Annotated in this window: 15 protein-coding genes and 1 pseudogene; 3 read left to right on the top strand and 13 right to left on the bottom strand. The window is 64.1% G+C overall.

Translation table 11 applies throughout. The annotated features are described in order from the left end of the window. Positions 1–71: 71 nt before the first annotated feature. The 3 genes from E3O54_RS13275 to E3O54_RS13285 all read right to left on the bottom strand — a co-directional run bounded on the left by E3O54_RS13275 (position 72) and on the right by E3O54_RS13285 (position 8,299). A complete protein-coding gene (locus E3O54_RS13275; RefSeq protein WP_134401780.1) occupies positions 72–4,832 on the bottom strand; it encodes an ExeM/NucH family extracellular endonuclease in 4,761 nt (1,586 codons plus the stop codon). 204 nt (positions 4,833–5,036) lie between these two features. Further along, a complete protein-coding gene (locus tag E3O54_RS13280) occupies positions 5,037–5,543 on the bottom strand; it encodes an amino-acid N-acetyltransferase (RefSeq protein ID WP_104102407.1) in 507 nt (168 codons plus the stop codon). Between the two features lie 230 nt (positions 5,544–5,773). Further along, positions 5,774–8,299, bottom strand: a complete 2,526-nt coding sequence (locus E3O54_RS13285) for an ATP-dependent Clp protease ATP-binding subunit (protein WP_104102410.1) — start codon at positions 8,297–8,299, stop codon at positions 5,774–5,776. A gap of 479 nt (positions 8,300–8,778) precedes the next feature. On the opposite strand from E3O54_RS13285, the pseudogene E3O54_RS17190 reads away from it, so the two are divergent. Further along, positions 8,779–8,868 (top strand): annotated as a pseudogene (locus E3O54_RS17190) (GMC oxidoreductase); the annotation flags it as partial. A gap of 78 nt (positions 8,869–8,946) precedes the next feature. On the opposite strand, the gene E3O54_RS13295 reads toward E3O54_RS17190, so the two are convergent. The 6 genes from E3O54_RS13295 to E3O54_RS13320 all read right to left on the bottom strand — a co-directional run bounded on the left by E3O54_RS13295 (position 8,947) and on the right by E3O54_RS13320 (position 15,512). After that, the gene (locus E3O54_RS13295) at positions 8,947–10,089 is read right to left on the bottom strand and encodes a glutathione-independent formaldehyde dehydrogenase (RefSeq protein WP_134343463.1); all 1,143 of its coding nucleotides are present in this window, start codon (positions 10,087–10,089) and stop codon (positions 8,947–8,949) included. Between the two features lie 407 nt (positions 10,090–10,496). Then, positions 10,497–11,309, bottom strand: a complete 813-nt coding sequence (locus E3O54_RS13300) for an aldose 1-epimerase family protein (RefSeq protein WP_255570331.1) — start codon at positions 11,307–11,309, stop codon at positions 10,497–10,499. 10 nt (positions 11,310–11,319) lie between these two features. Then, positions 11,320–12,258 (bottom strand): glycoside hydrolase family 43 protein, encoded by a 939-nt coding sequence (locus E3O54_RS13305; protein WP_134401782.1) that lies wholly within the window; start codon positions 12,256–12,258, stop codon positions 11,320–11,322. Positions 12,259–12,312: 54 nt separating this feature from the next. After that, a complete protein-coding gene (locus E3O54_RS13310; RefSeq protein WP_104102706.1) occupies positions 12,313–13,062 on the bottom strand; it encodes a carbohydrate ABC transporter permease in 750 nt (249 codons plus the stop codon). 125 nt (positions 13,063–13,187) lie between these two features. Beyond that, positions 13,188–14,111: a carbohydrate ABC transporter permease gene (locus tag E3O54_RS13315; RefSeq protein WP_241976901.1), complete on the bottom strand. Its 924-nt coding sequence runs from the start codon at positions 14,109–14,111 to the stop codon at positions 13,188–13,190. 93 nt (positions 14,112–14,204) lie between these two features. Then, positions 14,205–15,512: an ABC transporter substrate-binding protein gene (locus tag E3O54_RS13320; RefSeq protein ID WP_134401783.1), complete on the bottom strand. Its 1,308-nt coding sequence runs from the start codon at positions 15,510–15,512 to the stop codon at positions 14,205–14,207. 215 nt (positions 15,513–15,727) lie between these two features. Between E3O54_RS13320 and E3O54_RS13325 the strand changes: the two genes are divergently transcribed. Further along, a complete protein-coding gene (locus E3O54_RS13325; RefSeq protein ID WP_104102425.1) occupies positions 15,728–16,741 on the top strand; it encodes a LacI family DNA-binding transcriptional regulator in 1,014 nt (337 codons plus the stop codon). Then, positions 16,738–18,675 carry a glycoside hydrolase family 2 protein gene (locus E3O54_RS13330; RefSeq protein ID WP_370247919.1) on the top strand — a complete coding sequence of 646 codons (1,938 nt, stop codon included), beginning with the start codon at positions 16,738–16,740 and terminating at the stop codon, positions 18,673–18,675. Before E3O54_RS13325 ends, E3O54_RS13330 begins: the two co-directional genes overlap by 4 nt. A gap of 657 nt (positions 18,676–19,332) precedes the next feature. Here the strand turns inward: E3O54_RS13330 and cls are convergent. From cls to panC, 4 genes are all read right to left on the bottom strand, one after another. Further along, on the bottom strand, positions 19,333–20,796 hold the full coding sequence (cls, locus tag E3O54_RS13335; protein WP_104102434.1) for a cardiolipin synthase: 1,464 nt from the start codon (positions 20,794–20,796) through the stop codon (positions 19,333–19,335). A gap of 6 nt (positions 20,797–20,802) precedes the next feature. Further along, positions 20,803–20,979 carry a hypothetical protein gene (locus E3O54_RS16425; RefSeq protein WP_166784554.1) on the bottom strand — a complete coding sequence of 59 codons (177 nt, stop codon included), beginning with the start codon at positions 20,977–20,979 and terminating at the stop codon, positions 20,803–20,805. 223 nt (positions 20,980–21,202) lie between these two features. Continuing rightward, on the bottom strand, positions 21,203–22,738 hold the full coding sequence (gene lysS / locus E3O54_RS13340) for a lysine--tRNA ligase (RefSeq protein ID WP_104102437.1): 1,536 nt from the start codon (positions 22,736–22,738) through the stop codon (positions 21,203–21,205). Between the two features lie 132 nt (positions 22,739–22,870). Next, positions 22,871–23,770, bottom strand: a complete 900-nt coding sequence (gene panC, locus E3O54_RS13345; protein WP_241976902.1) for a pantoate--beta-alanine ligase — start codon at positions 23,768–23,770, stop codon at positions 22,871–22,873.

Consider the following 23,770-nt stretch of genomic DNA (forward strand, 5'->3'; position numbering starts at 1 on the left):
GAAACGCCGAACCGGCGCGGCCGACCTCGAGAGGCTCGGTTCCGCGCCGGTCCGGTTTGCTCCGGGCGGTACTACCGGCCGCGCGGCGCCTTGTCGACCCTGATCTCGGTCCAGCCGAGCACGTTATCGTTCTCGTCCTGCACGACCAGCTTGTACTTGCCCGCACGGGTGTCGGCCGGCAGGGTCGTTCTGACCTCACCCTGCGCGTTCACCAGCAGCCAGCCGCCCAGGTTCTCCACTGGCTTGGACTGCAGCGATACGGAGACGAACTCACCGGCACGCGCCACTCCGACGTCGACCGTGACCGGGGCACCCGCGGCATACGTGGCCGCGTCCGTGACGATCGCGTTCTTGAGTGCCTTGGTCAGCGCCTTCGGGCTGGCGGCGACCGGTTCAGTCGTCGGCGGAACCGGCACAACGACCGTGATCGGCACCCGCACGATCGTGCCTGACTCCGTGGTGGTGAGTTCGAGCACGCTGTTCGCCGCGGCATCCTGCGGCACCGTGACGGTGACCGTCGCCGCACCCGTTGCGTCAACGGCTGCCGTTCCCAGTCCGGCACTGCTGCCGGCCCAGACCAACGACATTGCCGTGTTCTTCGGCGCGCCGAGCGAGCTCAGGTTCAGGTTGCCCACGGTGAACGTGACCGAGGCGCCGCGCTCGACCGCCACGGTCGGGACACCCGTGACACTGGCCTGGCGGGTGGCGAACGACGGCGTCAGCGGGCTCTTGGCCGTGATGTAGGAGATCCACGCGTCCCGGTCGACGAGACCGGAGTCGCGCGTGCCCGTTCCGTTCTTGAACTCCCGAAAGTTGTCGCCTCCGGTGAGCAAGAAGTTGAACGAGCCGACCCGGTAGGAGCGCGCCGGGTCGATTGCCGAGCCGTTGATCCAGATGCCCGTAATGCGGTCACCCTCGGTCCGGCTCGCGTCGAACGTGTAGTTGACGTTGTCGGAGAGGCCCAGCTGCAGGTACGGACGGCTCGGGATGTTGCCGGCCGCGTCACGCTGCCACTGCTGCTCCAGAACCGTCTTGAACTGGGCCCCGGTGAGGCTGGTCGTCCACAGGTTGTTCAGGAACGGCAGCACCGCGTTGGCCTCGGCGTAGGTGACGACGCCGTCCGGTGCGAGTAGCAGCTCGGCGCGCATGCCGCCGGGGTTGACCACGCCGATTTCGGCGCCGCCCTTGAGCGGGTCAGCCAGCGATTCGCGCAGCGAGTTGGCCACCAAGGTGCCCATCGCCGATGGTGCGGCCCGGTTCTCCGCGCACGGTGCGGTGCCACCGAGGCAGGCGCGGGTGATGTCGGCGGTGACGGAGCCGATCGGCTGGTTGCCGATGACGGCCGCCTGGGCGAGCGCGGCATCCGTGATTGTCTTCACCAAGGCGACCCGCGGGTAGGCGGCGACCAGGGTGGCGTCGGCGGTGACCGAGCGCTTGACGTTCTGGTTCTTCACGGTCGTGGTGTCACCGGAGGCAATGTCGTAGTTCAGCACGACCTGGCCGATGTTCTCACCGTAGTTGCCGGTCTGAAGCACCGGGCGGGTGATGCCGGCGGGCGCACCGGGCAACTGTGCGTTCCACGCGTATTGCTTGTGCGTGTGGCCGGTGAAGATCGCGTCGACTTCGGCTGAGGTCTGCGTGACGATCACTGCGAACGCACTGTCGGTGAGGGCGAGTTCCTGCTCGAGGGTCGCGTTGTCCGGCGTTCCGGCGCTGGCACCCTCGTGGTACTCGGCGATCAGCACGTCGACTTCGCCGTTGGCCGGGTCACCGTCGGTGAGCTGGGCCGAGACCCGGTTGACCGCGGCTACCGGGTCACCGAAGCTCAGGCTGGCGATCCCGTTCGGCGACACCAGCGCCGGGGTCTCCTTGGTGACGGCGCCGATCACACCGACCGAGACGCCGTCGACGTCGAAGATCGCATATTCCTGCATCGCCGGGGTCGTCGTTCCGAGCAGGTAGACGTTCGCGCCGAGGTAGTCGAAGTCGGCGGCGTCGGCGACGCGCCCGGTGAGGTCGGCGAAGCCCTGGTCGAACTCGTGGTTGCCCACGGCCGAGGTCTTGAGGCCGAGCGCGTTCAGCACGTCTATGGTGGGCCTGTCGCCCTGCGACGCCGAGGCGAACAGGGAGGCGCCGATGTTGTCACCGTCGGAGAGGAACAAAGTGGACGCGTCTCCGTATTCCGCGCGGAGCTGCTCGATCGTTCCGGCGAACTTCACCGTATTGCCGTCGATGCGCCCGTGGAAGTCGTTGATGTTGAGCAGGTTGATGTCGACGTCGGTGGGGCTGGCGAGGTCCAAGCCGACGATCGCCGGGTCGTGGTCCGACGAGCGGAACGCGTCGGCCACGTAGAAGTCGGTGACGTTGTTGTTGTAGCGGCTGTACTCGAGCGCAACGGACTCGACCGAGTTGATGTTCCAGACGTCCACATCGGTGACCGCGGCATTTGCCTCGGGTGACGCGAACACGTGGTCGAGCGAGCCGACGGTGCCACCGAAGGCGTAGGTGTACTCGCCGCTCTTGGCCTCCTGGCTGAGGTAGCCCGCGTCGGTGATGACCTTGATCGGGTCTTCCTGGTCGTAGGCGTTGAAGTCACCGGTGAGGAAGACGCGCGCGATGCCGGTACTGGTCTTCAGCGTGTCGGCGAACTTGACGAGCGCGGTCGCCTGGTTCACGCGGGACAGATTCGAGGCTCCCTGGCCGTCGCCGGTGTTGGCGTCGGCGCCGGTTCCAGAACCCTTCGACTTGAAGTGGTTGACGATCGCGAGGAAGCTGCTGCCGGCGTCGCCGACCAACTGGAACGCCTGGGCGAGCGGCTGGCGGGCGTTCACGAACGCGGCGTCGTCGAAGATGGTCGATCCGCCGACGGTTTCGACCGCGGCGGTCTTGTAGATGAATGCGGTGCGGATGACATCTTCGCTGGCCGGGAGGGCGGCCGGTGAGGGTACGAACGCCCAAACCGGGCTGCCCGCGTCGGTGTTCAGGGCGGTGACGAGGTTGGCGAGGGCGAAGTCGCGGTCCTTGCCGAAGCGGGCCGAGTTCTCGATCTCTTCCAGCGTGATGACGTGGGCGTCGAGGGCGTTGATCGCCGAGACGATCTTTGCCTGCTGGCGCTCGAAACTGACCTGGGTGGCCGCGCCGCGGGCGTCGCATCCGCTGTTGACCGTGATCGGTGTGCCGGCCCGGTCGGTGTAGTAGCTGCAGCCGGTGATCGAGTCCCCGGTGGTGGCGAAGTAGTTGAGCACGTTGAAGGTGGCCAGACGGATGTCGCCGCCCACCGATCGAGGTGCCGCGGTGCGGGTGTCGGCGAAGGTTGCGGGCTGCACGGCTGCGGCGGTCGCAGGCACCAGTTCGGTGGTCGGCTGGAACTTCCAGGCACTGTTGCGGAAGTCGAGGATGACCGGCGTCGCGAACGTGACGGCCGCGCCGATGCGCACCGGGCTGGTCGTCGAAAGGTAGGGGACGGGCTTGTCCTTGTTGATGCTGGACAAGAAGTTGGTGGTGGCGCCGTCGTCGAGGGTGACCGCGCGCGCCTTATTGCCGGCGACGGCCGCGGTGTACGCGTCCGTTCCCGGGCGGGCGGTGACGGTCGGGCCGACGAGCGGGGTGGTTCCGGCCGCGAGGCCGATCTCGCCGTACTGGTTGGTCGCGTAGTTGTTGGTGACGGTGAAGTCGCCCTGCGGGGAGACGAGCATGCCCTCGAGAGACTCACGTGCGGCATCCGTTGACGGGAGGCCGACCGTGGCCGGCACCGGGCCGACGATCCCGGCCTTGTCCAACGCGGTCACGTCGCTGAGCGCGGTGATCGTGATCTGGGTGAGGCCGAAGAACTCGCTCGCGGTGCCGGTGACGGAGACGTAGTCGCCTGCCGTGACCGGGGCGGCCAGTGCGTTCGTGTAGACGAAGAGGCCGTCGGACGCGGTGTGCGTGGTCAAGTCGACCGCGCCGCCGGTGCCGGGGGTCTGCAGGTAAAAGCCTTTGAAACCGCCCGTGGGATATGTGGCGGTGACGACGCCGGTCGTCGTGACGACCTTACCGGTCTGGGCGCCGGCATCCGTGGAGCCCTGGATCTCGTTGATCGCAAGGGCGGCGGCAGGCACGGGCGGAGTCGTCGCGGTGGGCGTCGGGGTGGGCGTCGGGGTGGGCGTCGCGGTGGGCGCCGTGGTCGGGTCGACCGGGGTCGCCGCGGTCTCGCCCGCGGCGTTCATCGGGGTGGGAGCCGCGACGATGAAGTCGGCCGAGTTGACGTCAGTGTCGAGGCCCGTGGCGCGGGTGAGCGCGGTGGTGACGGATGCGGCGGACGCCACCGTGGTCTCGAACGTGAGCGACGTGCCGTAGCCGAGTAGGTCGATGACGCCCGGGGCATTGAGGAGGGATCCCGTGGCCGGGGCCGTCAGCTGCGTGGCCTGGCTGGCGAGGAAGAGGGTTCCGCCTCCGCCGCCGAAAGAGAAGCCGAGGGTGGCGTTGGGGGTGGGCAGCGCCGCGCCGCTGGTCGAGTTGGCCGTTCCCTGTACCAGGTAGTACCCCTTGGCGGGAATCGAGCCGCTCAGTGCAAGCGTGCCGGACGGGTTCGCCGCGCCTGTGGCCGACCGATACTGCAGCGAGGTGCCGTCGAGGGAGACGGCAGCGTCCGTGGGGTTGTAGAGCTCGACGAACTTGTTGAGGTAGGTCGCTCCCGTGCTGCCGCCGTTCAGGTAGGCCTCGTTGATCACGACCCCGGTGCCGCCGACGTCGGCGAAGGCGGGCAGGGCCACCAGGGGGCTGGCGACCAGCCCCACTCCGAGTAGAGCAGAAAAAGCCAGTTTCAGACGGCTGTTCGGTGCAGGCGACATAGTTTTCCTCAGCTATTAACGATCGACAGTGATCGCCATGCTACGGACGCGGTGTTGCCAGTGCGCTACCTGCGAAGTAACAATCAGTGAATTTGAGCGTTTCGCTCGGATGAGCAGAAATCTCCAGAACTACCCTCACCTGAGCGGCACCTGAACGGGTAGTCTCTCGCTGTCTTCTGCCCACTGCGGTCAGCTTTCAGACGGTCAGTCGAGCCGCTTGACCATCCGGGTGTTGCCGAGCGTGTTCGGCTTGACCCGGGCCAGGTCGAGGAACTCGGCGACACCCTCATCGTGCGAGCGCACGAGCTCGGCGTACACCTGCGGGTCGACCGTTTCGGAGCCCATGTCGGTGAAGCCGTGCCGGGCGAAAAATGGCACCTCGAAGGTCAGGCAGAAGAGGCGGCTGAGCCCGAGCTCGCGAGCATCCGCTTCGAGCCGGTCCATCAGCGCGTGGCCGACGCCGTGGCCGAGCCGGTCGGCGGTCACGGCGAGGGTGCGCACCTCGCCCAGGTCCTCCCACATCACGTGCAGGGCGCCGCAGCCGATCAGAGTGCCGTCGGCATCCTCGACCACCCGGAATTCCTGCACCGCCTCATAGAAGACGACGCTTTCCTTGCCGAGCAGAATGCGCTCCTGCACCAGCGGCGCCACGAGCGCCTGGATTCGGGGCACATCGGTGGTGCGTGCCCGGCGCACCAAAAACTCCTGCATTCGCTGTCCACCGATCTCTCTCGGTTCACTCACGCGAACCAACCAGCTCAGTCTAGGCAGCTGTGGGGGGAGCGAATTCGACGGAGAATTTGCCGAACCTGCCCGTTTTGAGCCCGAAACAGGCCCGCAGGAGCAAAATCTCCGCCGAATTCGTCAGGGAGTCGGGGCCGGGCGAGCACGAGACAGGGCCCGGCGGATGTTTCCGCCGGGCCCTGTCCAACGGGTTACCGCTACTCGCTGGTCACCGCGAGGTCGGGTGAGCCCGGCCCCGTGCCGATTGCGGCCGTGGTGTTGACGCCGACGGCTACGGCGGAGGCGCGCACCGTCGTGGTGAAGATGTACTCCCCACCCACGTAATCCACGTGCACGTGGTCGCCGGCGTTGAGCTCGCCCTGCAGGATCTTTTCCGACAGGCGGTCCTCCACCTCGCGCTGGATCGCACGGCGCAACGGACGGGCACCGAGTGCGGGGTCGAAGCCGACCTCGATCAAGTGCTCCTTCACGGCGAGGGTCAGGTCCACGGTCATGTCGCGGTCGAGCAGGCGCTCGCTCAAGCGCTTGATGAACAGGTCCACGATCTGGAGCAGTTCCGGCTTGGTCAGCTGCGGGAAGACGATGATCTCGTCCACGCGGTTGAGGAACTCGGGCTTGAAGTGCTTCTTCAGCTCCTCTTTCACCTTGCCGCTCATCCGGTCGTAACCGGTGGACGTGTCACCCTCGAGTTGGAAACCGACGGGCGCGCCGCTGATGTCCTTGGTGCCGAGGTTCGTGGTCATGATGATCACGGTGTTCTTGAAGTCGACGACGCGACCCTGGCCATCCGTCAATCGGCCCTCTTCAAGAATCTGCAGGAGCGAGTTGAAGATGTCAGGGTGGGCCTTCTCGATCTCGTCGAACAGCACCACGGAGAACGGCTTGCGGCGCACCTTCTCGGTGAGCTGGCCGCCCTCTTCGAAGCCGACGAACCCGGGAGGGGCGCCGAACAGTCGGGACACGGTGTGCTTCTCGCCGTACTCACTCATGTCGAGGGAGATCATGGCGGCCTCGTCGTCGAAGAGGAACTCGGCGAGCGCCTTGGCCAGCTCGGTCTTTCCGACGCCGGTGGGGCCCGCGAAGATGAACGAACCGCTCGGGCGCTTCGGGTCCTTCAGTCCGGCACGGGTGCGACGGATGGTTTTGGCGAGCGCCGAGATGGCCTCTTCCTGACCGATGACGCGCTGGTGCAGCGCCTTCTCCATGAAGACGAGCCGCGAGGACTCCTCCTCGGTGAGTTTGAAGACGGGGATGCCGGTGGCCTGGGCCAGAACCTCGGCGATCAGGCCCTCGTCGACGACGGCGGTCGTCTTGACGTCGCCCGACTTCCACTTCTTCTCGAGGCGCAAACGCTCGCCGAGGAGGTTCTTCTCCTCGTCGCGCAGGCCGGCGGCCTTCTCGAAGTCCTGCTCCTCGATGGCGGTCTCCTTGGCGGCGCGCACCACGGCGATCTTCTCGTCGAATTCGCGCAGCTCGGGCGGGCTGGACAGGATCGACAGGCGCAGGCGGGCGCCGGCCTCGTCGATCAGGTCGATGGCCTTGTCCGGCAGGAACCGGTCGGAGACGTAGCGGTCGGCCAGGTTCGCCGCGGCCACGAGAGCGCCGTCGGTGATCGAGACCTTGTGGTGCGCCTCGTACCGGTCGCGCAGCCCCTTGAGGATATTGATGGTGTGGGGCAGAGACGGCTCGGCCACCTGGATCGGCTGGAAGCGTCGCTCGAGCGCGGCATCCTTCTCGAAGTGCTTGCGGTACTCGTCGATCGTGGTGGCACCGATGGTCTGCAGCTCGCCTCGGGCAAGGAGAGGCTTCAGGATGCTGGCCGCGTCGATGGCGCCCTCAGCGGCACCGGCACCGACGAGGGTGTGGATCTCGTCGATGAAGATGATGATGTCGCCGCGGGTGCGGATCTCCTTGGTGACCTTCTTCAGCCGCTCCTCGAAGTCACCGCGATAGCGGCTTCCGGCGATGAGCGAGCCGAGGTCGAGCGAGTAGAGCTGTTTGTCTTTCAGCGTCTCGGGTACATCGCCCTTGACGATGGCCTGGGCGAGACCCTCGACGACGGCGGTCTTGCCGACTCCGGGCTCACCGATCAGAACCGGGTTGTTCTTGGACCGGCGGGACAGGATCTGCATGACCCGCTCGATCTCCTTCTCGCGCCCGATGACCGGGTCGAGTTTGTTGTCGCGGGCGGCCTGCGTGAGGTTGCGCCCGAACTGGTCGAGAATCTGGCTGCCCGCCGGACCGCTCGCCTGCTCGTTCGCGCCGACCTGCACCTGCTCCTTGCCCTGGTAACCAGAGAGGAGCTGGATGACCTGCTGGCGCACCCGGTTGAGGTCGGCGCCGAGCTTGACGAGCACCTGGGCGGCAACGCCTTCACCCTCGCGGATGAGGCCGAGCAGAATGTGCTCGGTGCCGATGTAGTTGTGGCCGAGCTGCAGTGCTTCGCGCAGGCTCAGTTCGAGAACCTTCTTGGCGCGCGGCGTGAACGGGATGTGCCCCGTCGGCTGCTGCTGGCCCTGACCGATGATGTCCTGCACCTGCTCACGCACGGCGTCGAGGGAAATACCCAGGCTCTCGAGGGCTTTGGCCGCAACTCCCTCGCCTTCGTGGATCAGGCCGAGCAGGATGTGCTCAGTACCGATGTAGTTGTGGTTGAGCATTTTGGCCTCTTCCTGGGCCAAAACAACGACGCGTCGAGCTCGGTCGGTAAATCTCTCAAACATGTGATCGCTCCCTTGGCGCCAGGGCAGTTGTGGCGCCGATACATCGAGAGTAACGAGCGAACCCTGAAATGAGTGCCTCTGTTCGCCGCAGGCGTGACGGATGTCGTCGCGCACCGGCTCCGACCTCGTCACCTTCGGCCGATTTCGGAAGGTGTGGCGGGCCATCTCGACCGCACGTGGCGGCCTCGTCGGCCGAACAGGTGGTGACCTCGGATGCGATCGCCACCGCCTAAGAAGAGGCGCTGCGGCTCAGCCAGACGCAGGTCATCGCCGCGCTGCAGGCCGCCAGCTGTGCCGACCGCATCATCCTCCTGGCCGATGGTCGCGTGGTCGATGACCGCGGCCGGTCCACCGCCGAGCAAATCAGCACCATGTTGCCGAGCATGGAAGCACGATCGGCGCGGTGAGACGACGGAGGGCCGTGATCCGGGGCACCGACGGTCTGATGACGGTCGGGCCGCTGCCCCCCGGAATTGCGGGTGCACGGAATCGTCGGACTGCGTGTCGCAGACGCCTCGATTTTGCCCTCGGCAATGTCCGGCATCACGGATGCCGCCGTCGTCGCCATCGCGGAACGCGCTGCTGCCCTCATCCCGGGTAGCCGTGCGGCGGCGCACGCGCGGATACCCAACGAAGGATCGGTTGGCCTACTCCGGCTTGAGGATGACTTTGGTCCAACCGTTGGTGCGTTCGCCAAAGTTCTTGTAGGCATCCGCGGCTTTGCTGAGGGGGATCTCGTGGGAAACGATCCAGGATGGCTTGGCTTTGCCCGCGGCGATCAGGTCGCGCAACTGCCGATTGTACTTCTTCACCGGGCATTGTCCGCTGCCTATGCTTTGACCCTTAAGCCACTGCAGGCCATAATCAATGGCAAGTTTGCCCTGCTTGGCGTTATCGTCGAAGCCGCCGGGATCTGCCGGAAGGAAGACTCCGACAACGCCGATTCCCCCGGTGATGCGCACGGACTGGATCAGCCGATTCAGAGTCATGGCGGGATCTTCGGTGCCCTGGGGGTCGTGGGCCTGATAACCCACGCATTCACATCCCCGGTCCGCGCCGATACCCTTGGTCTGGTCCAAAACGAACTCAACCGGGTCCATCTTCGAGTCATCAATGGCGATCGCACCGATCTGCTCGGCGAGGGCCAGCCGATCAGGGCGTCGATCCACGACCCAAACTTTACTCGCGCCCTTGATCGTGGCGGACAGGGCGGCCATCAGTCCGACTGGACCCGCACCGTAAATCACGACCGTGTCACCGGGGATCACTCCGGCCATCTCGGTAGCGTGGTAACCGGTAGGGAAAATGTCCGACAGCATCACGTAATCGTTTTGCTTTTCTACCGCGTCTTCACCCAGGCGCAAGCAGTTGTTATCGCCGTAGGGCACACGCAGCATTTGGGCCTGCCCGCCGGGATACGGACCCATGCCAGCGAAGCCGTAGGCGGCGCCCGCGCCGACCGGGTTTGGTTGAGTGGTCATGCAGTAGTTCGTGAAACCGCGTTCGCAATTCTTGCAAAACCCGCAGGAAATATTGAATGGCAGCACGACCCGATCGCCGACCTTGACGGCGTCGACGCCGTTTCCGATCTCGATGACCTCACCCATGTTCTCGTGACCAAAGGTGCGCCCGACCTCGAAATCGGTGCGTCCCTCGTACATGTGCAAATCGGAACCGCAAATATTTGTCGCTGTGATGCGAACAAGAACGTCAGTGGGGCGTTCGATCTTGGCATCCGGAACGTCTTCAACGTTGACCGCGTTGGGGCCTTTATAAACGACTGCTTTCATTTCTTTCACTCCCTAAATTTTGACCATGAAAGACGGAAGATCCGCCCTCACTTTCGGAGGTGCATTTACGGTGAATGTCCGGGCAGAGTCTCAGGCTGCGCGGAAAATGTGCATATCCCAGATCTATCACGATCGCACATGACCCGCCACTGCGAGGATGCGACCGAATTCGGGTTGCGCGTTGCCCCCTGCCAGCGTCAGGGGTGCCTCGTCGACACCACGAGGTGGGCACCGAGGTGGGCACCGAGGTGGGCACCGAGGTGGGCACCGAGGCATTCTCTCTTACGACGGAACGGCCGCTAGCCGTTCGGCTATCGGGCGTTCAGCGACCCCCGCGTCAGAACGTATGTGAAATCGTCGGTCAAGCGCTATTGTCCCGGTCTGGTCATTCGGCGACGCGAGTCGCGTCAATTCCAGAGCGGTCTGCATAGCTGGTCGATTGCACGAACCGTCCAGGAGGCGCGCGTTGAGCCGGATGGCTCAAGGACGTTCAGGTTCATTCCAGAGTTGAACGCATCCGGCGGACAGGTCATTGGTTCGACGGCGAGTCCAATTCTGTCGATCGAGGGTACTAATTGATCAGCCGTATGCACCTGAACCCAAGGGCATTCGGGACCCCAGATCATTTCCACTCCACTGCCCGCGGTCGTCGTCAATCGAAGTGTCGCCATGCCTTCATCGTCCCGGTCGAAGCCAGTGAATGCATGGTCGATGAAGGTGTCATCGATAGTCCGCGGCGTGCGGAAGTCAAACACGGCAAGATCACCAGCATCGAGATCACAGAGGTGAAGGGGAATGAGGCGGTCATGAGTCACGGTCAGGATTCGCTGGGCTGCGAGCTCCAGCGTCCAGTCGTTGACGCGGCCATCGCCGGCAACAAGGTACGGGTGCGGAGCGACGCCAAAAGGGGCGGAATTTGGACCGGCATTCACTGCCGTAACTGCCGTTCGAAGGCCACCGGCGTCAAGCGCAAAATCCACCTCCAGCGTCACCCGGTGGGGGTATCCAGGCTGCGCTTCGACGGTTGCCGCGAGGACGAGCCGATCGGCCGCCTGCCTGACCACTGCAAAGTTCAACCAGGACACGAGTCCATGGAGAGCGTGACCCCTCGACGGCTCGGCGATGCTGAGCTGTTGCTCGACACCACCGAATGTGTACTTTCCATCCACGACTCGGTTCGGCCACGGCGCCAGGATGGCGCCGCGAAAGAAAGGTCGCACCCCAATTGGGTTACTCGGGGGTCAGGACCCGAGGAATGTCGGCGTCCCATTCGGTCTCGGCAACGTGAAGTGCGCGGTACGTGTAGTCCGTGTCCCACCCGTGGAAGACGAGATAGTCCTTGCCATTCAGACCAAAGACCAGGTCTTGGCCACCAGGGCCGCGATATAAGCCCCCCGACCCTTCGGTCGAGAGGATCGGACCCGTTTCCTTCGTCCACGGGCCATCGATTGAGGCAGCCGTTGCAGCACCGACCGCATATCGGTCGTCTCCGTAAGAGTTAGCGGAGTAGAGCATCAGGAGTCCTGTACCTCGGACCACAATGGTGGGAGCCTCGACAAGGTTGCCCTCCCAATCCTCGGTTTGCTTCAGGATCCTGATGGGATCGCCCGTGATGCTGAGCCCGTCGGGAGAGAGCGTGGCCGCCTGAATCCAGGTGTCGAGGTCGCAACAGTTACCGTCATTTTTCCAGACGAGGTACAAGGCGTCGTCGATGAGCACGGTGCTTGCATCGATCGCGCCGCCTTCGTCTTCTGGACAGATGATCATGGCGTCGCTCTGAACGATGAACGGTCCGGCCGGGTCGCTGGCAGTGGCTACACCAATGCACTGCAGCGTTGGCGCAAAATTCGTCGCCGTGAAGTACATGACGAATGAATCATCGGCGAGTCTCGTCACCTCAGGCGCCCAGGTCTTTCCCGGAATAATCCAGCTTGGGAGATCCGGCAACGCGTCCGGTAACACCTCCCAATCGAGGAGATCGGTGGAGGAGGCGACCTGCACGTTGCGGTTGTTGTCGTTGGTGGCATACGCGAAATAAGTGCCGTCGACCTCCACCACGTCGGGGTCTGCGAAATTCGTGTTGAGTACCGCAGCGCCTGCTGCGGTAGACGCCGGAGGTGCCGAGTGCTCCGGAGCCGCCGTGCAGCCACTCACCGCGAAGGCGGTCATGATGGCTCCAGCCACACACGCTACCGCTGCGCGGCGAGCAGAGGTCAACACGTGCTATCCCTTCACTCCGGAGCGAGAAACGCCCTCGATAATAAAGCGCTGGAGGAAGATGAACAGCGCCAGCACGGGCACGCTCGCGACAACCGCGCCGGCCATCAAAAGGTCGTAGCGCACCGCATTTGCGGACTGAAGCGTGGACAGTCCAGCTGGCAGTGTTTGTATCTCCGGGCTGAACAAGACGTAGACGGGCCAGAGGAAGTCGTTCCAGTTGCCGAGGAAGGCGAGCAGCGCGAGTGTTGCAAGTGCGGGTTTGGCGAGCGGCAGAACCACTTGCATGAAGATGACGAATCGGTTCGCCCCATCGAGCCGGGCGGCCTCCTCTAACTCGATCGGCAGGCCGACGAAGAACTGTCGCATGAAGAACACTCCGAATGCGGACGCCGCCGTGGGAATGATGATCGCGACGAGCGAGTTGAGCCACCCCAGTTCGCTCACGATGAGGTAGTTGGGAATCACCAGGATTACCGGCGGCACCAGCAATGTCGCGACGATGATGACGAAGACGAAATTCTTGCCGCGAAACTGCATTCGTGCGAGCGGATACGCCGCCAATGACGCCGTGACGACGACGAGCGTGGCATTGAGGGCGGCTGCGACCATGCTGTTTGCGAACCATTGCAGCACCGGAGTCGCAGTCCCGGGAGCGAGGATAGACGCGAAAGCTTGGACGGAAATCGGATTGGGAATCCACGCCGGTGGAATAGCCGTTGCGTCAGCCCGGGTCTTGAAGCTGGTCACGATCATGAAGATGATCGGGCTGATGAACGCGATTGCGATCGCGCCGAGAACGACGACCCGAGTGATTGTGCCACTCCGTCGACGTGCACTGCGTGCACGGGAACCGGCACTGATCCTGGTCGTGAGAGCGTTCACGAGCGCACCTCCTTCTTGAGCTTCTTGGGCTGTTTCTCGCGAAAGATGTAGAAGACAAAAGCACTGATCGCCATGAGGAATACGGTCAGGACATAACTCATCGCTGCGGCGCTGCCCATCTGAAAGTTGCGCAGACCCGCGTCGGCGATCTGATATATGGCCGTGCGCGTTTCACGTCCGGGGCCGCCCTGAGTCATGAGATAGGACTGGCCAAACATGTTGGCGGATGCAAGAAGGGTGATGATCGTGATGAACGAGAGGATGGGCTTCAGCCCGGGGATCGTCACGTGCAGGAACTGCATCCACGGTCCGGCCCCATCAACACGTGCGGCTTCGTAGAGTTCGATCGGGATGTCCTGAAGGCCGGCAAGGTAAATGACGGCGTTGAATCCGAGCGTCCACCAGACGGTCACTCCCACAAGCGCGACCCAGGCCGCGGGCGTCGTTGTTGTCCAAGCGGTGTCATCCGGAAGTCCTAGGAGTCCCAGATAGTGGTTCACCAGCCCGATGTTGTTGTCGAGCAGGTATCGCCACAGCACCGAGATGACGGCGACGCCGAGTACGTAGGGGGCGAAGTAGATTGCTCGGAGAAAGTCCCGTCCGGGAAACTTCCTGCTCATGAGTAAGGCAACGGCGAGCGGGACGATCAGGAGCAATGGCACGCTGAGTACCGTGAAGATGCCGGTGGCCCGCATGGACCCCCAGAACGGGCCAAAAACCGTCGATCCGGGTGAGAACAAGGCGACGTAGTTGTCGAGGCCGACAAAGGGTTTGTTCGGCAACGTGTAGTCCCAGGAATGAAGACTGATCCACACCCCTAAAACTGCCGGGAGGACGACGAAGCTGCCAAACAGAAGCAGGTAGGGGGCAAGGAATAGCCAGGGGGTGGCTACCCCCTGCCGCCGAGTGCCCGCTCGCACTCCACGATTCTTCTGCGACTCCGGGTCGGAGGCCGAGGGGCGGCGCGCCCTCCCCAGGGGGAGGGCGCGCTCACCGACCTTCGTCGACACTGGTCAGTCCCCGAACGAGGCTTTGTTGTCGGCCATGAGTTTCGTCGCCGTGCCGGCGGCTTTTTTGAGCGCGTCACTCGGCGTCGTCGTTCCCTGAACCCCGTCGGCGACTGCGATTTCGAGGGTCTCGGCCTGAACCCCACCGATCCCGGGAATGGGCGGCAAGAAACGCATCGAATCGATCGTTGCCGCGATTGCTTCCTGCGGCAGGCCGTCGAGGGCACCCGCATCACGCACCGACTGGCGAGCGGGGATCATGCCCGAGCCTGCCCACTCGGCGGACTGCTCGCTCATCCAGGCGATGAACACCTTCGACGCGTTGACCTTGTTCTGGTCCGCGTTTGCCTGGCGGGGAAGGAAGAAGTTATGGGAGTTGGCCCATACGGCATCCGTGTCACCAATTGTGGGGACCGGGGCGACCGCGTAAGGCAGACCGGACTCGGCGAGATCGTTGATCTGCCAGATGCCGTCCCATGTGATCGAGGTCTCACGATTCTTGAAGGCGACGTACTGAGAGTCGATGGCGACGTCACTCGGGCTGTAACCGTCGTCCACGATGGAGCGCTGCCACTCAAGTGCCTCTACTCCGGCTGCTGAATCAAACGTTGCCCCGTCGTCACCATATGGTTCACCGTCGTTCTGCCACAGCACGGAGAGGTTCATGAGGTGGCTCGGCCACCGCGTCGGCATCCAGAATGGAGTTTCGTACCCAGCTGCTTTGAGCTTGTCGAGCGCATCCTGGAAGGAAGCCGCGTCGGTCGGGGCACCTTCGATCCCAGCGGCGGCGAAATGTTCGGTGTTGTAGTACATGGCCAGTGAATGCACATCGAGCGGAATGCCGTATCGGGCGTCCTTATAGACGCCGGCACTCCAGACTTCGTCGGTGAAGTCATCTGACGTGAGACCCAAGTCCTCGGCGAGATCGTCGATCGGTACGATGACGTTTCGCGCGGCATTCGACGCGAGCTGGTCCAGGTGCATCACGCCGACGTCGGGACCCTCGCCGGCGGTCACCGCTGCGGGCAGTCTCTGGTAGAAGTCGGTCCACTGCATCGTGTTCGAGACAACCGTGATGTTGTCATGCTCAGCATTGAAGTCGGACACCATCTTCTCCATGAACGGACCGTCCCCGCCGGTGAAGCCGTTCCAGTAGGACAGCTCCACTTCAGGTCCGGTGTATTCACCGGTGAAGGGCTCACTCGCCGCCTGCCCGGTTCCGCCCGCAGAGCATCCGGCCAGTACCAGCATGAGTGCGGCACCGAGAGCTGTGGCCCCAATCACTCGCCGCCCCAGGAAGTCTTTCTGCTTCATGATCGTTCGTCCTCCTCATCGAAAACATCGCTCCGCGACTCATGCGCGAAGCGGGCCGCCCATTCCCCGCACCAATCGGAGCGGCAGACGAGCGCCTTCCGTCAATGTACAGCGCTAGAAAGATGTTTGTCTAGTCTGCGAGGATCCGCGACAAACGCCGTTTCCAGCGCCTGGCCACAGTCGCCTTAGGATGGACCGGACGGGACGGGACAAACATGGCAAGGGTTCGACTAATAGACGTCGCGGAGCTCGCGGGCGTATCCATGAAGACCGTCTCAAACGTCGTTCACAACTATCCTCACGTGGCCCCGGCGCTCCGCGAGAAGGTGCAAGCGGCAATTGACCAGCTCGGCTACCGACCCAACCTTACGGCGCGGCGTCTGGCTACCGGAAGAACCGGAATGATCGCCCTGGCAATCCCCGAAATCGACCACCCGTACTTTTCGGAACTCTCCCGTCACATTGCCGAAGAAGCAACTCGACGAGGATACCGAGTCATCATCGAGCAGACCTTGAGCGATCCCGTCGCGGAACGGGCGGTACTCAGCGATCGGGAGGCTGGGCTGGTCGACGGCGTGATCTTTCACCCCGTCCGCATGGAATCGCTCGACATTGCGAAGCTCGATCCTGGCACTCCGCTGGTCTTGCTCGGCGAGGCGGCCATGCCTGTCATGACAGACCACGTGATGATCGACAACATCTCGGCCGCTCTCGATGCCACGCGGCACCTCTTAGCGAGAGGATGTCGACGCATCGCTTTTCTCGGTGTCATAGCGGCGGACATCACTGGTTCGACGAATCAGCGCCTTCTCGGCTACCAACAGGGTCTCCTGGAGGCCGGGGTCCAGCTGGATCCTGAGCTGGTATTCACGGCCTTGGAATTCACGGCTGAAGCAGGCCTTCGTTCGGTTGCCGAGGCGATTGAGCGCGGGGTGTGTTTTGACGGCGTGGTCAGCCGCGACGACCGGTTTGCGATCGGAGCATTGAAAGCCCTCCATGATTCCGGGCGATCGGTACCCGCAGATGTGGCCGTGGTCGGTTGGGACAACACCTTCCTGGCCGCGTACACGTCCCCGACACTCACCTCCGTGGCGCCGAGGAAGACCGCTATCGCCGCGGCTGCTTTCGATCTCCTCGAGGAACGAATCGCTGGATACCGGGGGGTTGGCCGCCACAGGATCGTGGGGCATTCACTCGAGGTGCGCGAGAGCGCTCCATTTGCTCCTTGACGCCTCGACCGACACTCAGACTTTACAGCGCTGTAATTTGGCGGCATGATTGCGGTATGTCGCGTTCTCTCCCGATTTCTGCCAGTGCCCAGGGTGGCGTGTATCCCCGCCCGCAACTTGTCCGCCCGAATTGGCACGATCTCGCCGGCGAGTGGGCATTCGAACACGACGATCACGACATCGGCAGAAGCGAGAAGTGGTTCGCAAACCCTGCACACCTTGGCCGGGTCATCACTGTTCCGTTTCCGCCTGAGTCGGAGATGTCAGGAATCGCCGAGCCGGGCTTCCATCCCGTTGTCTGGTATTCCCGCATCATCAGCCCCGAAGACGTGGCCGCGAGCGGACTGTCCCGCGGGCGTGACCGAGTGGTGTTGCATTTTGGGGCGGTCGACTACCGCGCATCTGTGTGGATCGATGGCCAGTTCATCGGGTCTCACGAGGGCGGCCAGACGCCATTCTCCTTTGACATCACCGAAGCTCTGTCGCCCCAAGAGGACTGCGTGCTCGTGGTTCGTGCCGAGGATGACCCCCACGACGTAGCTCAGCCGCGGGGCAAACAGGATTGGCTTGAGGATGCGCACGTCATTTGGTACCACCGCACTACGGGGATTTGGCAACCGGTCTGGCTCGAGTCTGTGCCGGATCAGCGCATCACGGCACTGCGTTGGATTCCAAACGTGCCGGCTGGGGACGTCGCGATCGAGGTGGAGCTGACGCGGCGACCGGCGCCGAGCGTTACTGTTCAGGTGGAACTGTCCATCGCGGGCGAAATTCTCGCCCGGCAGTCTTTCTTGGCCGTTGAGCCGCGATCACAGGCAACCATTCAGATTTCTCGGCAGGCGAACGGTCAGGCCTGTGAAGCTCTCCTCTGGTCACCGGAAAACCCACGACTGATTGACGCGCATGTCTCGATCATTGCTGACGACGGAAGCATTCTCGACGAGTCCTTCTCCTATTTCGGGCTTCGCAGCGTCGGTGTCGCGGGCGGCAGGTTCCTGCTCAATGACCGACCGTACTTCGTACGATCGGTGCTGGAGCAGGGCTACTGGCCGCAGTCGCACCTCGCTGCGCCCTCGGCCGAAGCTCTGCGAGCCGAAGTGGAACTCATCAAGGCCCTCGGGTTCAACGCCGCGAGAGTCCATGAAAAGGTCGAGGACCCTCGATTCCTCTATTGGGCGGACCGGCTCGGCTTGCTCATTTGGGGTGAAATGGGCAGCACCTACGAGTTCTCTTCGGAGGCAGTATCGCGAGTCACCCGCGAATGGACCGAAGTAGTGCGCCGCGACCGATCGCATCCGTCAATCGTCACCTGGGTTCCCCTCAACGAGAGTTGGGGTGTTCAACAGATCGCACACGACGACGCCCAGTTGAGCTTCGCCCAGTCGCTCTACCACCTGACTCGCGCGCTCGATCCGAGCCGCCCCGTCATCTCCAATGACGGCTGGGAACACGCCATATCTGACATCCTCACAATCCACGACTATGCCGGCACGGCCGAGCAGCTCGACGCCAATTACAAGGACATCGACGCCATCCGATCCCTCGTTGCGGGTATGGGTCCGGCAGGCCGTCGCCTGCAGCTCATCCCCCGCGAGGTCGATGGCCAGTCGATCATGGTCACTGAATTCGGCGGGGTCAGCTTCGCGCCCGATGCTGCCGATGACTCGTGGGGCTACACGACAGCGACAAGCCATGAGGACTTCGAAAATCGTGTATCAGGTCTCGTGGGAAGCCTTCGGGACAACCCGATCCTCTCGGGCTTTTGTTACACCCAGCTGACGGACACAATGCAGGAGACCAACGGCCTGACCGACGCGAACCGGGAGCCCAAACTGCCGATCGCCGTCATTCGCAGCATCGTATCCGGGGAGAACGCACCCCTTCCCCGGGTGGCGCGGGTCGCTGCGTCGAGCCTGCACCCAGCCACCGGCTGAGGACGACTACGACCGGCTCCACGCACTCGATCTCAGTGAGTGCACGCAGGTATTGAGATCGGGCGTGGAGTTGTGCCTCTGCTCGAGCTTCAGCGAGTCCGACGACGGCCGCACAGGCGGCCGTGGCGACGATGTCCAGCAGGTACCCGGAGACGGCGCTTTCGAACCGCGCGCCCCGGGTTCGGAACCAGCCAAGTCGACCGGCATAAAGCCCCTGTGCGGGAGAAAGATTTGTGCGATCACCTCGACCCGGCTCTGCGTCGCCAGGTGAGCCAGGAAGAAAACCAGAGCAATCACGCCGTCAGAACGGATGCTCCGCAGCACCGTGAGCAAGAACATGAACGTGGCGAGAATGAGCGCAAGCGTACTATGCACACACGCCTCTGCACGGGCACCGGCCAAAAACACGTTTCACCCGCGCCCCCGAACGAATTCGACGGAGATTTTGGCAAAAGCGGTTAGGTTAGCTCGAAAAACCTCCCTCTTTCCCAAAATCTCCGTCGAATTGGTTCACCACCGAACCGAGCTCCTGGTCGTGCGGTCTCCGGCTCGTGAACGCCTGTTGGGCACGTCGCGCATCGTCGAGGGAGTGCCCCCTCGACCACCGCCGAATTGGGTGAGGCGAGGTGCCGGGGCTCGGAGCCGAGCCGGACGCCGCTACTGCACCGCGGAGGTCAGCCGGGCGAGATTGTCGAGCACCGTGGAGCGCAGCGGCTGCTTCATCCATTCCGCCAGGGTGAGTTCACGGCTGTCCTCCCGGTAGCCGTCTTCCACCGCCCGCAACTGCTGCACGAAGGAGCGTCCGCGCACCATCATCGATACCTCGAAGTTGAGGCTGAACGAGCGCATGTCCATGTTGCTCGACCCGATCACGGCCACCTCGTCGTCGATCGTGAAATGCTTGGCGTGCAGCACGTAGGGAGCCTTGTACAGGTAGATCTTCACGCCCGCCCGAAGCAGCTCCTCATAGTAGGAGCGCTGCGCGTGGTAGACGAGGGCCTGGTCGCCGACCTCGGAAACGAACAGCTCCACCCGCAGCCCGCGCTGAGTGGCCGTCGTGATGGCGTACATGATCGACTCGTCTGGCACGAAGTACGGGCTCGTGATGATGATGCGCTCCTGTGCATAGTAGAGCAGAGCGAGGAACAGACGCAGGTTGTTCTCGCCCTCGAAGCCGGGTCCGCTGGGCACGACCTGGCAGTCCAGGGAGTGCGGCACAACCTCGGTTGACACCGGCTGGATGTCCCGGGTCAGAAGGTCGTTGGTCTCGCTGTACCAGTCGGTGATGAAAATCGCGTTGAGACCCGACACGATCGGTCCCTCGACCCGCGTCATCAGGTCTTTCCACTTCAGGCCGCGACGGATGTTCCCCGGCATGTTGTACGTGCGGTCGATGACGTTCTGCGACCCCATGTAACCGACCGTGCCGTCGATGATCAGCACCTTACGGTGGTTGCGCAGATCCGGCCGTTGCCACTTTCCCTTGAGCGGCTGCAGCGGCAGCAGGAGCTCCCACTTCACGCCGGAGTCGGTGAGCCGGCGCAGCGTCTCGCGGTAGCCGAGCTTGCGCATCGACTGGATATGATCCATCAACACGCGCACGGTCACGCCGCGCTTGACGGCGTTTTCGAGGGCGTCGAAGAATGGTGCCGTGGTCGGATCCAGGGAAAGAATGTAGAACTCGACGTGCACGAAATTGAGGGCCCGATCGATGTCCGTGACCATCTCGGCGAACGTGCCCTCATAGTCGCCGAGCAGGCGGGCCTCGTTGCCGCCGACCAGCGGCATCGCCCCCAGATTGCGGTTGAGTTCGACGACCGAGTCGAGCCAGAGCGGCCACGGATGATCGCGACGCACCTGATCGATTCCCTCGGTGCTGTCGAGGATGAACTGGTTGATCTCCTCCTGCATTTCCAGTCGCTTTTTCGGCAGGGTTCGGTAGCCGATGAGCAGGAAGAGTAAGGCGCCGATGAAGGGCAGGAAGAAGATCGTTAGCAGCCAAGCCATGCCCGATGTCGGCCGACGGTTGCGAGGAACGACGACGATTGCCACCACGCGAATGGAGAAATCGACCACCAGGGCGATCACGAGGATGATGGTCGAGATGTCGATGCCGAACATTCGGTGCTACGTAACCGGTTTATCGAGCCCGAGCTTGGCGCGCTCTTCCGCCTCGATCCGGGCGTAGACCTTACGCTCCGTGCGGTCCGCCCGCACGATGGAACGCATCACGATCCAAAAGATCAGCCCGACGGCGACGGTGGGCAGGAGCGCCCAGAAAGCGCTGACCCAGAAGTTATCCATGATGTCTCCAACGATACGGGAAAACGGCGGGCAGGCGCGCGGCGTTTACGTGTTCAGCAGCCCTGCGATACCGGTTCCGATTGCGTAGATCCCGGTTCCCCCGACGCCGACCCAGATCGAGATTTCGAGCAGGGACGGACGACGACGGACGCGCGGGATCGGTTGGCCGGGCACAGGCTCGCCGGGCACAGGCTCGCGAGGCGGATTCGACCTCATCGGATGATCATTTCACCAGTGGGAACAGGATGGTCTCCCGGATTCCCAGCCCGGACAGCGCCATCAGCAAACGGTCGATGCCCATGCCCATGCCGCCGGTCGGCGGCATCCCGTGCTCGAGGGCCCGCAGGAATTCCTCGTCGAGGCGCATGGCCTCGGGGTCGCCGCCGGCGGCGAGGCGCGCCTGTTCGACGAAGCGCTCACGCTGCACGACCGGGTCGACGAGCTCGGAGTAGCCGGTGGCCAGCTCGAAGCCGCGCACGTACAGGTCCCACTTCTCGACTACCCCGGCCACACCGCGGTGGCCGCGCACGAGCGGGCTGGTGTCGATCGGGAAGTCCAGCACGAACGTGGGGCGGGTCAGGCCGCCCTTCACGAAGTGCTCCCACAGCTCCTCGACGTACTTGCCGTGGATGGGGTGGTCGATATCGAGCCCCTCCGTGTCGGCGAGCACCTTCAAGTCGGCGAGCGGGGTGGCCGGCGAGATCACGTAGCCCACGGCCGCGGACAGGCTGTCGTACATGCCGATGCGGTCCCAGTCGCCGCCCAGGTCGAATTCGGTGCCGTCGGCCCAGGTCACCACGTGCGAGCCGGCGATGGCGAACGCGGCATCCTGAATCAGTTTCTGGGTGAGGTCGGCGATCGAGTTGTAGTCGCCGTAAGCCTCGTAGGCCTCCAGCATCGCGAACTCCGGCGAGTGGGTGGAGTCGGCGCCCTCGTTGCGGAAGTTGCGGTTGATCTCGTAGACCCGGTCGATGCCGCCGACCACGGCGCGCTTGAGGAACAGCTCCGGCGCGATCCGCAGGAAGAGGTCGGTGTCGAACGCATTGCTGTGGGTCGTGAACGGGCGAGCGGATGCGCCACCGTGCATGACCTGCAGCATCGGCGTCTCAATCTCGATGAAGCCCAGCTCCGTGAAGGTGCGGCGCAGGCTAGCGACGGTCTGCGAGCGCTGGATCACGCTGCGGCGGGCCTGCTCGCGAATGATCAGGTCGAGGTACCGACTGCGCACGCGGGTCTCTTCGCTGAGCGCGGTGTGCAGGTTCGGCAGCGGCAGCAGCGCCTTGGCGGCGACCTGCCACTCCGACGCCATGACGGAGAGCTCGCCGCGGCGGGAGGAGATGACCTCGCCGGAGACGAAGAGGTGGTCGCCGAGGTCGACGAGGTCTTTCCAATCGGCGAGGGATTCCTCCCCCACCGCCCCCAGGGAGATCATGGCCTGGATGCGGCTGCCGTCCCCGGACTGCAGGCTCGCGAAACAGAGCTTGCCGGTATTGCGCAGGTGCACGACGCGGCCGGCGAGGCCGACGATGACGCCGGTGACGGCATCCGCTTCGAGGTCGCCGAACTGCGCACGCACGGCGGGGATCGTGTCGGTGACGGGCACGGACACCGGGTAGGCGCCGCCGGCGGGACTGGTCGCGGCGGCGTTCAACCGGTCACGCTTGGCCAGGCGCACGACCTTCTGCTCGTTGGTCTCGGCCTCCGCCGCTGCGGCGGCCACGATTTCGGCCTCGGTCGGTGCTGGGTTCTGCTCGCTCATGCGGTTCTCCGTGGCAGGTGGCGGCCGGGCGATGCCCGGCGCTCCCGCGCGTGCTCATTGATGTGACGACGTGTTGATGAAAGGTCGGGCTGGTGAGGGTCTGGCTGGTGACGGTCGTGCGGGTGGTGCGGCCTAGGGAAGGTCCAGGGCCACGTTGTCGATCAGCCGGGTGTGACCGACCAGCGCGGCGACCAGCATGCGGGCCGGGCCGTGATGCTCGCCCCCGACCGGAAGGAAGGTCCGCGGGTCGACGACAACGAGATAGTCCAGTTTAAGCAGCGGCTGCACGTCGATCCGCGCGTGGGCGGCCTGCAGTGCGGCGCCGACCCCCTGGGCGGCGACGGATGCTGCGGCCTCGAGCCCCGCGGACAGCGCCCGGGCGGCGGCGCGCTGCGCCGGTTCGAGCGCGCGGTTGCGGCTGGAGAGGGCGAGGCCGCCGTCTTCGCGCACGATCGGGACGACCTCGATGCGGGTGCGGAAGTTGAGGTCGGCCAGCATCCGTTCGACCAGGAAGACCTGCTGCGCGTCTTTCTGGCCGAACACGGCCACGTCGGGGCCGACGATGTTGAACAGCTTCGCAACCACCGTCAGCATGCCGTCGAAATGCCCGGGGCGCGCAGCGCCCTCGAAGAGGCTGCCGACCGCGCCGGCGACAACCCGGGTGGAAGCGGCGCCGTCCGGGTACATCAGCTGGCTGGTTGGCGCGAATACGAACGGCACGCCCTCCGCGGCCAGAGCCGCGACATCGGCCTCGAGCATGCGCGGGTAGCTGCCGAGATCTTCCCCGACCCCGAATTGCAGCGGGTTGACGAAGATCGACACCACGACGATGTCGCCGAGGCTGCGGGCCCGGCGAACCAGGGTCAGGTGCCCGGCGTGCAGGGCCCCCATGGTCGGGACCAGCACGATGCGTGGTCGCCCGAGCCCGGCCTCGCCGCGCCCGGCGCGCGCGCTCTCGATGCGGCTCTGCGCGTCGGTCAGGCGGCTCCGCAGTTCCTCGATGCTGCCGATGACTGCTGGTTTGGTGAGCAC

This window comes from Cryobacterium sp. TMT2-4 (assembly GCF_004402575.1).
GTDB lineage: Bacteria > Actinomycetota > Actinomycetes > Actinomycetales > Microbacteriaceae > Cryobacterium > Cryobacterium sandaracinum.

Coding starts and splice junctions, on each gene's coding strand:
- E3O54_RS13310 (WP_104102706.1), bottom strand. CDS start 13,062: ATGATCGTGACCAGCTTCAAGACCCGGGCTGACGCAACGGCTATTCCA.
- E3O54_RS13305 (WP_134401782.1), bottom strand. CDS start 12,258: ATGACCGCCTTCGCGGTGAGTGGCTGCACGGCGGCTCCGGAGCACTCG.
- E3O54_RS13295 (WP_134343463.1), bottom strand. CDS start 10,089: ATGAAAGCAGTCGTTTATAAAGGCCCCAACGCGGTCAACGTTGAAGAC.
- E3O54_RS13285 (WP_104102410.1), bottom strand. CDS start 8,299: ATGTTTGAGAGATTTACCGACCGAGCTCGACGCGTCGTTGTTTTGGCC.
- lysS (WP_104102437.1), bottom strand. CDS start 22,738: ATGAGCGAGCAGAACCCAGCACCGACCGAGGCCGAAATCGTGGCCGCC.
- E3O54_RS13325 (WP_104102425.1), top strand. CDS start 15,728: ATGGCAAGGGTTCGACTAATAGACGTCGCGGAGCTCGCGGGCGTATCC.
- E3O54_RS13280 (WP_104102407.1), bottom strand. CDS start 5,543: ATGCAGGAGTTTTTGGTGCGCCGGGCACGCACCACCGATGTGCCCCGA.
- E3O54_RS13320 (WP_134401783.1), bottom strand. CDS start 15,512: ATGAAGCAGAAAGACTTCCTGGGGCGGCGAGTGATTGGGGCCACAGCT.
- E3O54_RS13275 (WP_134401780.1), bottom strand. CDS start 4,832: ATGTCGCCTGCACCGAACAGCCGTCTGAAACTGGCTTTTTCTGCTCTA.
- cls (WP_104102434.1), bottom strand. CDS start 20,796: ATGTTCGGCATCGACATCTCGACCATCATCCTCGTGATCGCCCTGGTG.
- E3O54_RS16425 (WP_166784554.1), bottom strand. CDS start 20,979: ATGGATAACTTCTGGGTCAGCGCTTTCTGGGCGCTCCTGCCCACCGTC.